This is a genomic window from Ruegeria sp. CDSB117, from assembly GCF_059611005.1.
This window is the reverse complement of record NZ_JBXWOS010000032.1, coordinates 13369-28750: the sequence shown is the minus strand read 5'-3', so window position 1 is coordinate 28750 and position 15382 is coordinate 13369. Positions and strand designations below refer to the sequence as shown.

Annotated in this window: 11 protein-coding genes; 2 read left to right on the top strand and 9 right to left on the bottom strand. The window is 54.5% G+C overall.

Annotation, left to right across the window (positions count from 1 at the left end):
- Positions 1–990: 990 nt before the first annotated feature.
- From AC2FJC_RS21930 to AC2FJC_RS21895, 8 genes are read right to left on the bottom strand one after another with little or no spacing between them, the layout of a single operon-like run.
- The gene (locus AC2FJC_RS21930; RefSeq protein WP_496741667.1) at positions 991–2352 is read right to left on the bottom strand and encodes an aminotransferase; all 1362 of its coding nucleotides are present in this window, start codon (positions 2350–2352) and stop codon (positions 991–993) included.
- Entirely contained in the window at positions 2345–3907 is a 1563-nt protein-coding gene (locus AC2FJC_RS21925; protein WP_496741665.1) for a trimethylamine methyltransferase family protein, read from the bottom strand. Before AC2FJC_RS21925 ends, AC2FJC_RS21930 begins: the two co-directional genes overlap by 8 nt.
- Positions 3900–5132, bottom strand: coding sequence for an aromatic ring-hydroxylating oxygenase subunit alpha (locus AC2FJC_RS21920; protein WP_496741663.1), 1233 nt, complete (start codon positions 5130–5132; stop codon positions 3900–3902). Before AC2FJC_RS21920 ends, AC2FJC_RS21925 begins: the two co-directional genes overlap by 8 nt.
- Positions 5132–7192, bottom strand: coding sequence for an oxidoreductase (locus AC2FJC_RS21915; RefSeq protein WP_496741661.1), 2061 nt, complete (start codon positions 7190–7192; stop codon positions 5132–5134). The genes AC2FJC_RS21920 and AC2FJC_RS21915 overlap by 1 nt, the downstream gene beginning before the upstream one ends.
- Positions 7193–7252: 60 nt before the next feature.
- Positions 7253–8314, bottom strand: a complete 1062-nt coding sequence (locus tag AC2FJC_RS21910) for an ABC transporter substrate-binding protein (protein ID WP_496741659.1) — start codon at positions 8312–8314, stop codon at positions 7253–7255.
- A 17-nt stretch (positions 8315–8331) separates the two neighbouring features.
- Positions 8332–9429, bottom strand: a complete 1098-nt coding sequence (locus AC2FJC_RS21905) for an ABC transporter ATP-binding protein (RefSeq protein ID WP_496741657.1) — start codon at positions 9427–9429, stop codon at positions 8332–8334.
- A complete protein-coding gene (locus AC2FJC_RS21900) occupies positions 9426–10214 on the bottom strand; it encodes an ABC transporter permease (RefSeq protein WP_496690593.1) in 789 nt (262 codons plus the stop codon). The genes AC2FJC_RS21905 and AC2FJC_RS21900 overlap by 4 nt, the downstream gene beginning before the upstream one ends.
- Entirely contained in the window at positions 10211–11080 is an 870-nt protein-coding gene (locus AC2FJC_RS21895; protein WP_496741654.1) for an ABC transporter permease, read from the bottom strand. Before AC2FJC_RS21895 ends, AC2FJC_RS21900 begins: the two co-directional genes overlap by 4 nt.
- A gap of 109 nt (positions 11081–11189) precedes the next feature.
- Here AC2FJC_RS21895 and AC2FJC_RS21890 point away from each other — a divergent pair, with 109 nt between their 5' ends.
- Positions 11190–11843, top strand: a complete 654-nt coding sequence (locus AC2FJC_RS21890) for a TetR family transcriptional regulator C-terminal domain-containing protein (protein ID WP_496741652.1) — start codon at positions 11190–11192, stop codon at positions 11841–11843.
- A gap of 662 nt (positions 11844–12505) precedes the next feature.
- Here the strand turns inward: AC2FJC_RS21890 and AC2FJC_RS21885 are convergent.
- Positions 12506–13267 carry a helix-turn-helix transcriptional regulator gene (locus AC2FJC_RS21885; protein ID WP_496741650.1) on the bottom strand — a complete coding sequence of 254 codons (762 nt, stop codon included), beginning with the start codon at positions 13265–13267 and terminating at the stop codon, positions 12506–12508.
- Positions 13268–13396: 129 nt separating this feature from the next.
- Between AC2FJC_RS21885 and AC2FJC_RS21880 the strand changes: the two genes are divergently transcribed.
- Positions 13397–15373, top strand: a complete 1977-nt coding sequence (locus tag AC2FJC_RS21880) for a CocE/NonD family hydrolase (protein ID WP_496741645.1) — start codon at positions 13397–13399, stop codon at positions 15371–15373.
- Positions 15374–15382: the final 9 nt, after the last annotated feature.

Genomic DNA, 15382 nt, shown 5'->3' with positions numbered 1-15382 from the left:
CGAAGGTCTTCCTGTCAGCCATCGCACTCGCGGCCACCGTTCTATTCTGGTTGTAAATCAATGAGTCTGGAGCCTAGGGAAGTCTTACAGCCATGGCATGGGAGGTTTCGGTGGCGCAATGGATATTACGTGCGAGCCGGAAACTACGTTTACGAAGTAAACCGTGAAACTTATGAAGTGTTGAACCTGATAAGGGCAATCGCTGATGTCCTGAATTGAGTGCATTAGTGGTTTCTCGCACTAAATTTAGTTTGCAGTCATTCGGTCGAATTGCCAGATTCGAAGGGATGGACCTGCGCAAGACCTCAGTTGTGGCGAAGAATTCATCTAAACTGCGTCTATGGTTGGCCCTAACGGGGCTTTGGCAAAGCCTTCGCCACGGACTTTTTTGCTTTCTTAAGCAACTCGGGATTTGCAAAGCTCAGCTGGGAACGTCCGGTTTGGGCCATAGACCCGTCACAAGCAACCATTTAACCGACGGCAGCTTTGTCCGGAGGCTGTGTGAAAACTCTGACCGGTCGGCGAAACATGCCGAAAACTTCTTTTATGTGCATTCTCTCGCGCTTCTGAGAGACCATTCGCACAGGCGCTGAAAACGAGCGCGACGAGAGAGTTCGTGAGAACTAGCACCTAGAAGCTTATGATGCCTTCAAAAGGAAACAGACATCATGAACTCTCAAGCTTTAGGTGAGTTCACAAGTGATTAGAAAATACAAAACAACTTCCATGCGTTCGGCTACTCAATTCCCGTTGGGAAGGACGGCCGTCGACTGTGGCCCAGGCAATTGTAAAAAACGAAGTGAGTCATCCGGCATCACCCAGACTGCGAAGAGAAGTGTGACCCGGAAGAGTGAATATGGCCCCTTACAATCAAGGAAATCGAGCTTGACCCAAACGCTCAATTGGAGAAACGGACCTTGAGCGCTAAGCTCAAATGCTTCAATGGCATCCCGATCTCTGGACATTCACAACAAAGGCGCACGCATTTCATTAGTCCCTGATCCCACCGAGCCAGGCACTTGTCGCTTCAAGCCCTTTGCGCAAGACAGAAAACATCTGCTCAATTTCACTTTCGCTAATCATTAGGGGCGGTGAAAGAACACACATGTTGATCATAGGTCGAACAAGTAGCCCACGTTTCTGGCATTCAATATCGATCTGGCCGCCAATCTCGTAGTCGCATCCCAGGTCGCTCCGGGGATCACCATCAACTGAGCATTGAACGCATCCCATCAACCCCATCCCGCGCACATCGGCAACGATGTTAATCTGACGCAGCTGCTGTAGTTGATCCTGAAATACCGGAGCGACGTTCCGCACGTGTTCGAGAAGCTGTTCCCGTTCAATAATTTCCATACTTTTTAGACCAGCGGCCGCGCTGACCGGGTGGCCAGAATAGGTGTAACCATTAGAAAAGGTAGCATCTTTTCCCGCAACGTCGGCGATCAATCTATCCGAGATAACCGCGGCGCCCATAGGTGCATACCCGGATGTCATTCCTTTGGCACAGGTGATTATGTCTGGCTGAATGCCAAAAACTGCATCAGACGAAAACCAATGACCCAATCGCCCAAAAGCTGTCACCACTTCGTCCGAGATATATAGAACATCATACTTCCTGCAGATGTTTAGGCAGCCTTCGTGATATCCTTTTGGCGGTACGATCACGCCGCCAGATGCCAGAACAGGTTCGGCGATAAAAGCGGCAACATTTTCTGGACCAAGTGCCACAATGGCGTTTTCAAGATCAGAAACCTTCTCTTTCAGAAAGCTCTCTTCGCTTTGACTAGTTGCACGGTAGAGCGGATTCACGTCAGGCAGGAAATGTGCGAGGTCATCCGCCTTGTCTAGCCAAAGCCTGTCACGCTCTTTTCCACTGACGCTGGCCGCCAGATAAGTGCTTCCGTGATAGGCTTTTTGCCTTGAAATGATCTTCTTTTTCTCGGGCAGACCCAAAAGGTTGTTTCGAAAGTGGACAAAGCGGATGGCCGTATCCACCGCAGTGGAACCGCCGGTGGTAAAAAAGACATTGTTCAAGTCGCCCGGCGCCCGTTTGGCGATTTCGCGTGCGAACCGCGCGGCAGTCGAGTTGGAGTTGTTAAAGGGCGAGAAATAGGCAAGGTTCCGAGCCTGCTCAGCCATGGCCTCGGCCATCTCCTCGCGCCCATAACCGATCTGGGTGCACCACATGCCGCCCGGTCCATCGATCAAGCGTTCGCCTTTTTCGTTCACCACATGGATGCCGCTGGCACCTTCGATAAAAGTGCGGTCGTTTTCGCCCAAAGTTGCCATCCCTTCCCACGGGTGCAGGAAATGGTCGTTGTCCCAGTGCTTGGCGTTAGAGTTATCCACGGCGGGCCATGCTTTCTGCGCTCATCACAATTGGGAACTCTTCGCGCACCTGAGCGTCTGAAGCGCCGAAGTAGTTGGGGAAATGGCTGTCGAGAATGGAATTGGCCTTGTCACGGGCGCGGTCCAATAGATCAGTTTTGCCTTCGTTTTCCCATGTATCTGTACGCTCACGATCCATGAGCCGCGGGTAGACAAATTCGGTGTTCATATAATTCAGCGTGTGTGGGTTGCCGAGGAAATGACCTGGATCAATGGCGCATTGGTGGATCACATCCACCGCCATGGTTTCATCTGTGACTTCTATCCCGCGTAATGATCGCAGGATCATACCACCCGCTTCGTCATCGATAACCATGCTTTCAAAACTGCATCCCATCAGGCTGCCGATCATACCGCCAAACTCGCAAAGGCGATTGGCACCGGCATGTGCGGCAAGTGTGAAGGTCAGCGCCTTTTCCAACCCGTATTGCGCGTCGGGTATTTTGGCATCGGTCATGCCTGCGCCAACGGATGTGGGCAGGCCATAGAAATTGCCCATCTGAATGGCCGCTGCCCCGATGAGAGCCTGTTCACCGCTGCCGCCGGTAAACGACCCGCTGCGCAAGTCAGTGATGAAGGGCCAGGCGGCAAAACAGACCGGGCAGCCCGGCGTAATGAGGTTTACAATGGCAACGCAGGCCAGTGTTTCGGCCACGGTTTGAACCAGTGTTCCCGCAAGTGTCGCGGGGGCTGTGGCCCCGGCCTGAGGAGGCACGGCCAGATCGACAGTCAGACCAAGCTTGGCGGTATCAATCAGGATTTCCATGTTTTCCTTACCGATCCGCAGGGGCGAAACCATGGGGCAGCCACCAAAAATGACGCTTGGCTTTTTCATGAAAGCGCCTTCACCACCCTGAGCCAAATCAAACATTCGGATGGCATGCGGGATATGGCTGCGGTCGCGAAAGGTCAGACAGGCAGGCTTTTGGCTACCTGCGAGCATCGCATATATGGTGTTCATGTCGTGAGCGAAATCATCGGTCACGTCGGTGGCCAACACCGTGTCGCCCAGCATATGAATATTGTCCAAACGGTCAACCAGACGAGTGAAATCATAAACATCGCGCAGGACCGAAGGGCGATAAGTTTTGGTCTCGGAATCGAAGGTTGTGACGGCTGTGCCAGAGTTGGCGAAATAGACACTCTCTGCCGAGCAATGCATGTCGTCTTCGCCTTCACGCTCTCCGCGGGCATAGACATAAAACTCCTTGGCAGCACCAGCCAGGATGTCTTCCATCAGCGCACGGGGAAAGCACAGCCGATTAAGGTCATTCATCACCGCGCCCTTGGGCAGCACCAGATCAAGCAGTTCCGGGAAATGGTCGGTGACGCCGGTGTTTTCCAGAACGGTCAGGGCCGCTTGGTGGATGTTCTCCATATCTGATTGGGTCAACGGCTTATAGCGTCCGCCGCTTAAGCCTCCACGCACGGCCTCGTTGCCCGTAGTCGCCTGTTGCACCTTTATGCGCGCGGCGCGCCCACCACCACCGCGACGGCGTGATTTTACCTCAGCCATTACCGGCCATCCTTTGTTCTGGTTCCGGACTGAGCATTGCGAAATAGAAATCGTAAAAATCCTGGATCGCGGTTTCCATTTCGCCCAAGGGGCCCGGTTGGAAGTATTGAGAATTCACGCCGGACTGGTTGTGTCGAATGATGCGTTCGTCATCCAAAGATGTGACATGCCAAAGCCAGGTCAGGTCTTCTTTATTGTAATCCTGGCCTTCTTCGGCGTCAGCGCGAACCAGCCAGACCACCTGAATGTCGGTTTCCTGTAGGCCACGTGGAACAAAGCGGTAACCCACCATGTGATCCGAATAAATCAGGAACCAATTCAATGGACCAATATCAAAGTCAGTTGCGCCACCGTCGAAGCCTTTCAGCGCTCCAAGCAATGGCGCAAGCGCCTCGCCCGATTTGCTGCCGGTTTTGTAACCTTGGTAAAGCGGGTAGCGCCGATAGTACCCGCTGGTGAATGGGGTGGGCGCAGCCTCGCCAACAAGCGCCAATTCATCAGGCGTCAGCCCGACTTCTTCAGCCCTTGCATTTAGCGGCTCGACCAAGCCAGCCATGTCTTGTGGCGATTTCAGGCTATGAGAGCGAGAGTATTCTTTGTGTGCTGGTCCGCAGTGGTAGCATTCAAGATAGTTCTCAACCGCCAGTTTCCAATTCGCTGGAACCGGAAATGACGCCGTATGCGCAATTTTCAAGTCGTCTAAACCATAGGGTTCGACCAAAGGCGCAAGTTGGCTGAGGACAGGATCAAGCGATGGCGTGTTTGCATCGGCACAGACAAAAATCAGGCCTTTGAAGACACTCACCTGAACGGGAAAGAGCCCGAATTTGGATGGATCAAAGTGTTCCCCCATGTTGTGGCCTGCACGAAGTTTTCCCGATAGCTCATATGTCCAGGCGTGATACGGGCAAACTAGAACACGGGAGTTGCCGGATTGTTCAGTGCAGACGCGAGATCCCCGATGCCGACAGACGTTCAAATGAGCGCGAACTTCTCCTTCGCGGTCGCGAACAATAATGATGCTCTCCGGGCCATAGTCGAACAGAAAATAGTCGCCGGAGTTTGGGATTTGGCTGACATGCCCTGCCCAAAGCCAGTTACGGTTCCAGACCTGGGCAATGTCATAGTTATAGATGTCTTGCGAGGTATAAAATTCACGCGGCAGCGCGTGGCCGTACTGGTGCGAGGCCATCAAAGCATCTAACTCAAACGGTCGGCTGTTCATCACGTCTCCTCCAAATCGATTATCTCGCGGCGAAACCAATCCTTGTCTGCTTCTGCCTTTGAGCGTTCAAAATCGCGTGCCGCGCGGTGGCCTGCGAAGACTGCGTCCACGATCAAACCCGGAGATGCGGCATCGCCAATAAGTTCGAGGGTTTTCAAACCGATCCCGCGCAAGCTGTCATAAAGCGCTGTCTCTCGATGGCGTTCGGTAACCAGAACCGTCGAGGCACACAGAATATCCGTTTCGCGACCAGTAAAGGCACACCCGATGCGCGCGATGTCACCTTCAACCGCCGTCAGCACCTGATTGCAGCGAATGTCGATGCCAAGCTCGATCAGACGGGCCTGAATGCGAGGCTGCTCCAAAGTATTGACGGCGTAAGCTGAGACCAAACTCTCCGGCGTGACAAAGACCACTTGGTATCCGGCGGTCGCCAGTTTTTCGGCGATCACCCCTGCCAGATAGTTGTGGTCATCATCATAGATCATCACCGGGCCATCCGGAGGCAGAAGGCCGTTCATGATGTCATCAGGCGTCAGCACTTTGGCGCTTTGCTCGATCTGAGGCATATGGCGTTGCGTGTTACGGCCTATGCCATCGGCGCGCCAATGACTGCCGGTGGCCACAAAGACGTGTTCAACGCCAAGCTCTGCCACCTGATCGCCATCAAGTCTGCTGTCAGTGAACAACTGAACGTTGCTGCGCTGTTTTAGATCATTCAGGCGATAGTCGACGACGCGGGACCAAGCTGCGAGGCCGGGAAGTTTGCTTTCCTTCGTAACCCGCCCGCCCAATTCGGTTGACGCCTCGGCCAATGTCACCTGATATCCTCGCCTTGCCAACTGCGTGGCGCATTCAAGACCGGCGGGGCCACCGCCAATAACCAAAGTATCCGCGTTGCTCTTTTTCGGCGCGATGATCTCGGGGTGCCAACCACGCCGCCATTCCTCGCCCATGGTCGGGTTTTGGGTGCAACGGATTGGGATGCCCAGATTGTCAGATGAGACGCAGATATTACAGCCGATGCATTCGCGGATTTCGTCAATGCGACCCTCTTCAATCTTTTTGGGAATGAATGGGTCCGCGATGGAAGGTCGCGCCGCTCCGATAAGGTCGACAATTCCCTTTTTGACCATCGACAGCATCATATCGGGAGACGTCAGGCGACCAACACCAACCACGGGTTTCCGTGTTACCTGTTTAACGTGCGACAGAAACGCGTTCTGATAGCCATCTTCTGGTTGAAAGCGAGTTGTGGCACTGTCATTGGACCAGTCGGCTACGTTCACATCCCATAGGTCAGGAAGATCGGCCAAAAGCTCGACCACGGCACGGCCTTCTTCTGAAGCCTGCATGCCGTCAGCGCCCACCATCTCATCAATGGCAAAACGGAGCGCCACAGCGCAGCTGTCACCTACAGCTTCGTGGGTGTCTTCCAGCAGTTCGCGTGTCAGGCGCACGCGATTTTCAAGCGACCCGCCATATTCATCACTACGCTGGTTCATATGCGGCAGCATGAAATGTTGCGCCAAAGTCATGTTGTGTCCGGCATAGACGTATATGATGTCAAATCCGGCATCTTTCGCGCGCAGGGCGGCCTCGCGGTGCCAGCGGCGGAACTCGCGAATATCAGCTTTATCCATGGCCTGCGCCTGCTTGGGATGCGTCGTATCGACGGACATCTCAGAAGGTGCAAGAACCGGAGCCCGGGTCAGCAGGTTCTGCGCATGGTTGCCATTGTGCACCAGCTGGATAGCTGCCAGCGCACCATGCGCATGTACCGCATCCGTCATCAGCCGCAACGCGGGAACATCGCGCCCGTCCCATAGCCGCCCCTCGGCATAAGGAGATAAGTCTGAGGTTGGGTGAATCTCGGTCTCCTGATTGGAAACCACCGCCCACCCACCTTCGGCCTTCATCCCACGAACGGCGGCATCCGCCCGCGGTCGGACATGCCCCAGCCCGGTACAATGTGGCACCTGATAAAAGCGGTTTCTGGCTGTGACTGGCCCAATCTGAACCGGTTCAAAAAGCAGAGCATATGGGTTCGCGTTCGACATGTTCACGCGTTTTCCTGTATCTGGGATCCGGAGCCGTAAGGCCCCGGAAAAGTGGTTGTGTTAGAAGCCGGCTTTGATCCGTTCAAATTCTGCCAGCATTTTCGCCTCAAGCTCGGGATTCACCGCATCAAAGAACAAACTGCCTTCGAAGAAGCTTTTAGGGTCAGCAAAACCATAGGCTTCGATGTTGGCCTGATCGGCAACTTCGAACGCTTTTGCGTTGGAATGTGGGTAGCCCCAGTTGTCGATGATGTACTGACCGCTGGCAGGGTCAGTGAGCGCGTTCAACAGATCATAGACCTGATCGACCGGAGTCGTGGAAGACTTCAGATGCACGTAACCGCACGCCCAAGTCGCGATGCCCTTATCGACATCACGCATCATCGCGGCAGGCACTTCGTTCCAGATCAGGTTCAGTTCTGACTGGTTCCAGGCCCAACCCAATTCGATCTCACCGCTGGTCATGGCCTGATCAAATTGACCCGCATCGGACCAGTAAAAGCGCATGTTCGGGTGGATCGAGCGCAGGAAATCAGATGTTTCCTTGAACTGCTCGTCGCTCAGATTGGTATAATCGTCGGCGTTTCCAGTGGCCAGCGCAGCAAGGGCGTACGCAGATGACGCGGCATCCGGGACGGCGATCTTACCTGCATAGGCCGGGTCCGCCAGCAATTGCAGCGAGATATCGTCGCCTGAGATTTTGTCGGTGCGATAGATAAGGCCCGTGTTCCCCCACTCGAACGGCAACATGTAAAGCTTGCCGTCCAGAACGATGGCGTCGACTTCCTTGATCTCGGGCAGAACATCGGCCCAGTTGGTCAGCTTGCTTTCATCCAGCGGCTGGATCAGGTCGGCTGCGACCCATTTCCTGACTGCGTCAGAACAAGGATGCGCTAGATCAGCCGTGAAACCCGAACTCAGTTTCGTAAAGGCTTCTTCCTGACTTCCGAAATAGGAATAGCTTGGCGCCTCATTCCCGTATTTTTCCATGTAGCTGGCAAAGAACCCGGGATCTTCATATCCCGACCAGTCAAAAACCGTCAGATCAGCGCCACCTGCTATGGCACTTCCCGTACTTATCGCCGTCGCACATGCGAAGGCCGCAATTCCCTGAAGTCTCATTTTATCCTCCCACTATTTTACTTTGTGTCTGTACCTAGATCGATCACGCTTGCCCCCTGAAGCCCCAGCCAAACTGCGTCGCCGCGTTTGAAATCGACCGTGTGAAAATAGTTGGGAACCGATACCGAGATTGGTTTCTCAGTTCCCGCCACCTGAATGTGGTAGTGAATGTTCTCGCCATAAAAAGCGACGTTGCTGACAGTGCCCAGAACCGTTGATGGGTAGTCTTCGGGCTTTTCAGCAGCGATTTCCAATTGTTCCGGGCGAATACCGATGTTCATGTCTTTAGCGCTGGTTACAACGTTGGGATTTCTCTCGATCTCAATTTGCCCGAAAGCGGCTGCATCGATCGACAACATATCGCCGGTTTCACCCAACAACTGGGCAGGCAGTATGTTCATTTCACCGATGAAACTGGCCACTTGCTGATCACAAGGACGGGCATAAAGCGTTGTCGGTGTGTCTACCTGCTTGAGCCGTCCGTCGAACATCACACCGATGCGGTCGGACATGGTCATCGCCTCATATTGGTCGTGTGTGACCATCACGAAAGTGATGCCAAGCGATTGCTGCAGGTTGCGCATTTCAAACTGCATCTGTTCGCGCAATTTCTTGTCGAGAGCGGACAAGGGCTCGTCCAGCAACAACACTTTGGGTCGCATGATCAGCGCACGGGCGAGCGCCACCCTTTGCCGCTGCCCACCCGACAATTCACTAGCGCCGCGATCCTGAAGACCGCCCAGCTCGACCATTTCCAGGGCTTCGGCCACACGCTGGTCGATCTCACCCTTGGGCGCCTTGCCCCGTAATCCATAGGCCACGTTGTTCCCGACGTTCAGGTGCGGGAAGATCGCGTAGCTCTGAAAGACCATGTTCGTTGGACGGTTGTTCGCAGGCACACCTTCCATATCCTGACCGTCGATCAGCACAGTACCCTCGGTCGGTTCCTGAAAGCCCGCGATCATCCGCAATACCGTGGTCTTGCCGCATCCCGAGGGGCCGAGGAGTGAGAAAAACTCGCCCTCTTTGAGATCGAGGTTGATCCCGCTCGCAGCCAGGAATGTGCCATAGCGCTTTTCGACGCCCCTGAGTTCTATGATGTTGTTGACTGTCATCGGACCTCTGATGCGGATGAGCGGCGGCGGAAATACTCGGCCAGCACCAGAAGCAGAACCGAGGTGAGCAGCAGGATAGAGCCCAAGGCCAAAACGTTTGGAAGCTTGGCGGGGAAGCGGATCTGGCTCCAGATATAGACCGGCAGGGTTGGCTGGTTTCCGGACAGGAAAAAGGCCAGGACGAACTCATCGAAGCTGACCGTAAAAGTGACCAGCATGCTGGCTACGATACCGGGGGAAACGACCGGCAGCGTCACGCGGCGGAAGGTTTCGAACACGCCGACGCCCAGATCGTAAGATGCCTCTTCCAGCGACGCGTCGAAGTCATCAAAGGCAGACTTCAGGATCGAAACGGAAAACGGCAAGGCGAGGAACGTATGGCCCAGAACAACAGTCAGCAGAGATGGTTTGAGACCGAGAAACAGAAACAGAACCAGCATTGACGAAGCCACGATAATGCCCGGAATAACCAAAGGCAGCATCACCAGTCCTTCAGCTGCACGCTGACCCCGAAAACGATAGCGAACAAAGGCACGAGCAGCAAAAAGCCCCATAGCGGTGGATAGAAGTGCGACGACCGTGCCGACACCCAGCGAATTCCAAAGGGCCTGGATCAACGTATCCTGCTCGCCCAGCTTCCGATACCAGTCCAGCGTCCAGCCCTTGATCGGAAAGGCAACGATTGTACCGCTGTTGAACGAGAACAAGGGCAGGAAAAGGACCGGCAGGTACAGAAAAACCAAATACAGGAAAGCGTAAGCTGTCAGGGTCGAAGGACGTTTCATCTGATCCGCCTCCCAAGCCGGGTGGCGGTAATGACAAAGACAATGGCGACGAAGCCAACCGACAGCATTGCGATCAGTGACAACGTAGCTCCGAGCGGCCAATTGTTTGCGGCACCAAACTGCACCTGAATAAGATTGGCAATCATCTTCCCGTCCGATCCGCCGACCAGTGCGGGCGTTACGTAGTCGCCGACAGTCGGAATGAAGATGATCAGGCAAGCAGCAATGATCCCCGGGATCGTCAGCGGCAGCGTCACCCGCATGAAGCGTTGCAAAGGACTGTTGCCGAGGTCTGTGGCGGCCTCCAACAGACTTGGATCGATCTTCTGCAACGAGACATAGATCGGCAGGATCGCAAAAGGGGCCCACGCATGAGCAAGCGTCAGCACGACTGCGAATTCATTATAAAGCAAGAAGTCGAGCGGTTCGTCAATCAGACCAAGCATCAGCAGTGCAGAATTCATCACCCCGTTGAACCCAAGGATGAGTTTCCAGGCAAATACGCGCAGCAGATAGCTGGACCAAAACGGAATGGTGATGAGCAGAAGCCAGATAGTCTTTTTCCGGGCTTTCATCGCGATGAAGTACGCGATGGGATAGGCCAGCGCTACAGTGACTGACGTAACTACTCCGGCAATCCAGATCGACCTTAGCATTAAGTGTCGAACCAGCGGATCAGCAAACGCGTCGCTATAGTTTTTCAACGTCGGTGTCTTGTCGAGCGTTACGTAGGTTTGGGTCCAGAACGAATAGGCAATCAGGATCACCAAAGGCGCCGCCACCAGAAACCCCACGTATGCCGTGGCTGGTGCGCTGAGGGTATAACCCCGGGACGCTTCGCTACGAAAAATCACCCTATCTCCCATCTCGGTACTTACGAGTCGCTAATGGACGATCGTCCATTTAATGTTGCGCCAGAAAGGCCTTTCGTGTCAATCTCCCTGTGAGCGGCCCATATGAGAAGACCCTAAGATAATGGAATCATTGAATAGAGTGACAGATCCTAAAGGAAGAAAGCGTAGTTCGAAGCGCGATCCAGAAGCCAACAGGCAGCTTCTGATTAAGGCGACACTGGATACAATTGCTGATATTGGAGTTACCGATACCTCGGTCAGTCGCATCTGCGAGCGCTCAGGTCTGTCGCGCGGAATGATCCATTTGCATTTCGGGGGGAAGGACAATTTGCTGACCGCTGCGGCCCAGCATTTCAGTACTGAGTATTATGCCGAGATGGACAGAATGACCGATCTGGGCTCGGATGCATCGCCCGAAGACCGAGTGATGGCTGTGATCGAGGCGGATCTGTCCGAAGCTTTGCTCAATCCACGAAGTACGAAAATCTGGCATGCATTCCGAGGCATCGCAAGTTCACACCCAGGTATTGCCCGATACAGCAGCACTCAGGACCCCAAACTTGTCGAGACTTTGCGGCGTGCGTTCTTGGAGATAGCCCAACAAAACGAGCAAGATCCGAACTTGGTGGATGATGCCACCAGCGGAACTCTGGCCTTGCTGGAAGGTATGTGGGTAAATTACCTGACCGATATGCAGATGTTTTCGCGACGACGCTCTGCGGAACTTATTCGAAGGTTTTTAGGCGGGCTTTTCCCAGGCAAATTCATGTTATGAGCCTAAGCGACGCTCAGATTGGACGTAGAGACAAAACCCCTTCTTGGAAAGCCGACAACCGGTACTGGTAATACCTCCAGCTACTAAGCGCCATCCAGCCGAACACGCGACCTATCCATTGCCCAGCAGGGCATTGCAACGCAATGTCCCGAGAGGGATTCAGCCAGAGCCGTCCTTTCATCGGTTGTTTTAGGGGCACTTTCAGCCCCTCTCGTAGCCAAAGCCTTTCAATTGCGTATTCCCAGTCGATTGCCGCTTGGATCCCAATAGTGCTGCCGCCCAATCTTGTAGAGAATTAGCGATGGGGCATGGAACCATCAAAGGCAAAAAGCGTGAAGACCTCCGAACATCGTAGCGGTTTCTGCCTTTGGTGAGAACTTTTCAAGGTTGATAGCTATGAAGCAACAACGAGTCCTGATCCTAGGTTAGTGTTGACTAAAGCAGTGGAGAAGGTTCATGCCATGGCGTCAACAGGGCCTTCTTGCAAAGCTGGCGCTAAATGATCTCAGGCTACAAATCCTGGAATCAGAGCGGTAGGAAATGAAGTCGCGTTATCAGGATGTTCGGCGCTTTAGATTTCGCGAATCTTGGATCAAAAATTGCCACCGGAATTGGATGCCGCACCAAAGAAAATGTGCCGCCGCTTGTGTCGCTCCGGCGCTTCAAATCTCGTAAAGGTGCTTCCGGACAGTTGGATCGATCCTATTGCTTTGGGCAGGGTAGATACCGCAGGAGGCAATGGCCTCGCGTGCTGATACGCGCTCGTGCAAGCGCTTCCAGATTGTTTTGGCAGCGTAGGGGTGCGGGTATGGGCGCCAGGCGACGCCCATGGTCATGCCGCGCAGATATTTTAGTTGCTGGCGGTGTGCGGAATACAAAATCGTATTGGCGACGCTGCCTTCGCGCGCCAGCTCATGTTCGGTCACGAATATCCTGTTACCCCGCATCGTCACTAGACCAGAGTAACGCGAAATCTGGTGTGTGCTCTTGTCTGGCGAGGTGGCAATTTCCCGGGATCGAATAGTGAACAGTCCGTCACTTTCCTGAATTCGGATCAGGGAACAAAAAATCTTACCTTCCCAGGACGGCGTGCAGAAATAGGAATGATAGAAGCCTACGTAACGTCGCAGGTTTTTTTGCTGGCCCCGAAAAGGGCCCAGAAACGCGTCCGTAGGTGTATTCCCGGCTTGTGGCAGAGCACGCTTGAGCATTCGTTCGAAACTTGCTGTTTCCGCGAACAGGTCGGCTTCTCTCAGGTCGAAATGACGCGCAATACGCCGCATGTTGTGGGCAGAGGGCAGGCTGGCGCCGTTCAGGTAGCGATTGAACTGCTGTCTGTTGACGCCGATATCTCGGCAAATCTGCGAAATGTTCCCATGCTCTGCGCATAATGATCGCAGGTTGGCAGAAAAATTCTCTGACATAGGCAAAACCTTTCGCGTTCTGACGCTATATCACGACAATTCGCGTCAGTTCGCGCAAGATCGCACAATTTGTTTTATCTGCAAATCGGTTTCTTCTTCGGCATCACTTTGCAACAGACAAGCGACCAGATGCCAATTGAACCCATCGAAAACACATGGATCACGCTCGCCGACGGGCGACGGTTGGCTGCGCGCATCTGGTTGCCCGAATCCAGTCCCGCCCCTGCAATTCTGGAATACCTGCCTTACCGCAAACGCGACGGCACCGCGCCAAGAGATGAAACGACACACACCGTATTTGCCGACGCAGGTTATGCCTGCGTCCGGGTCGACATCGCGGGGACCGGGGACAGCGAAGGGCAGTTCGACGACGAATACTCCGAGCAGGAACTGCGCGATGGTGAAGAGGTCCTGGCCTGGATCGCCGCGCAGGATTGGTGCGACGGTCATATCGGGATGATCGGAATATCGTGGGGCGGATTCAACGGCCTGCAACTGGCCTTTCGGCAACCACCTGCGTTGAAGGCCGTTGTCAGCGTCGCCTCGACCGTGGATCGCTATGCGGATGACATCCATTTTATGGGCGGGTGCCTGCTGAGTGACAACATGAACTGGGGCAGCCAGATGTTTGCCTATTTGACCCGCCCCGCTGATCCGGACCTTCGTGCAGACTGGCGAGAGGACTGGCTGGCTCGGCTAAGAAACGTTCCATTCTCTGCCGCAGATTGGCTGCGCCATCAAACGCGTGACGCGTTTTGGAAACATGGATCGGTTTGCGAGGATTGGTCCGCGATCCAAACCCCCGTTTTGGCAATCACCGGCTGGGCAGATGCTTATGTCAATGCGCCCCCGGCTTTGGCGGCAAGTCTGACGGTGCCAACCAAAGCCATCATCGGGCCGTGGGAACACCGTTATCCTCACATCTCTAAACTTGATCCTGCAGACTTTCATTCCGAAGTGATCGGCTGGTTTGACCGCTGGCTGAAGGGGCAGGAAAATGGGGCCGAGGACCTGCCCGCGTACCGAACGTACATGCAGGAGCATTTTAATCCGACGGCGCACAACTCTGCCCGGCAAGGTCGTTGGATTGCCGAAACCACCTGGCCGTCGCCGCACGTGTCCGAACAGGTCTGGCATTTGACGCCCGGCGGGTTTTTGCAGGAACGGGCGACAGATACGGTTTCAATAGCCTCGCGCAGTCATGTCGGCGGGGAAGGCGGGTATTTCTGCGCTGGCATGCGGATCGACAATGAACTTGCAGGCGACCAGGCAAGGGATGATTCCCTGTCGGTGTGTTTTGACAGCGCACCGCTGCAAGCCCCGCTGGAGCTGTTGGGCCGCGCAAAGCTAAAGTTTCGATTCTCGGTGGATCAACCCGTTGCCCAACTTGTCGCAAGGCTGTGCGATGTCTCGCCCGAAGGAGTATCGCAGCGCATCAGCTATCGTCCGTTGAACCTGTGCCACTACCGCAGCCACGAAGCACCCGAAACCCTGCAACCGGGTGAAATCTATGAGGCCGAGATTGCCCTAAATGAGTGCGCGCATCATCTGCGCGAGGGTCACGTGTTGCGACTGGCGCTGACGACGTCGTACTGGCCGATCGTGTGGCCATCGTCCCGTTCGGCCGAGGTGACTTTGCACTTACAGGAATGCGCCCTGCATCTGCCGGTGCGCGACGTCACACACGAAGTTCAAGCCTCGGAACCTGGCCCGGCACAGGATTATCCGGTTCTTGCCGCTGAACAATTGCGTCTGCCATCCGCGCAATCCGAACGCATCATGACTGACGATGGTCGGATCGTTCTGGAGACATTTGATGACTACGGCAAAGCGCGCGATCCCTACCATGATCTGACTGTCGGTAGTGACGTGCGCATGCACTACGGCATTCACCCCGATGATCCGGCATCCGCATGTTTCGAGACCGCCTGGAATTACACCTTCGAACGAGCGGATTGGCAGGTCGCCATCTCAACCGAATGCCGGATGACCTGCGACACGCAAAATTTCTATCTCTACCGCAAACTAAGCGCCACTGAAGGTGCAGATGAAATCGAAGTTCTGACGAAGGAATGGTCCGAAACCATTCCGCGCGGGCTTCTGTGACTTAATCCA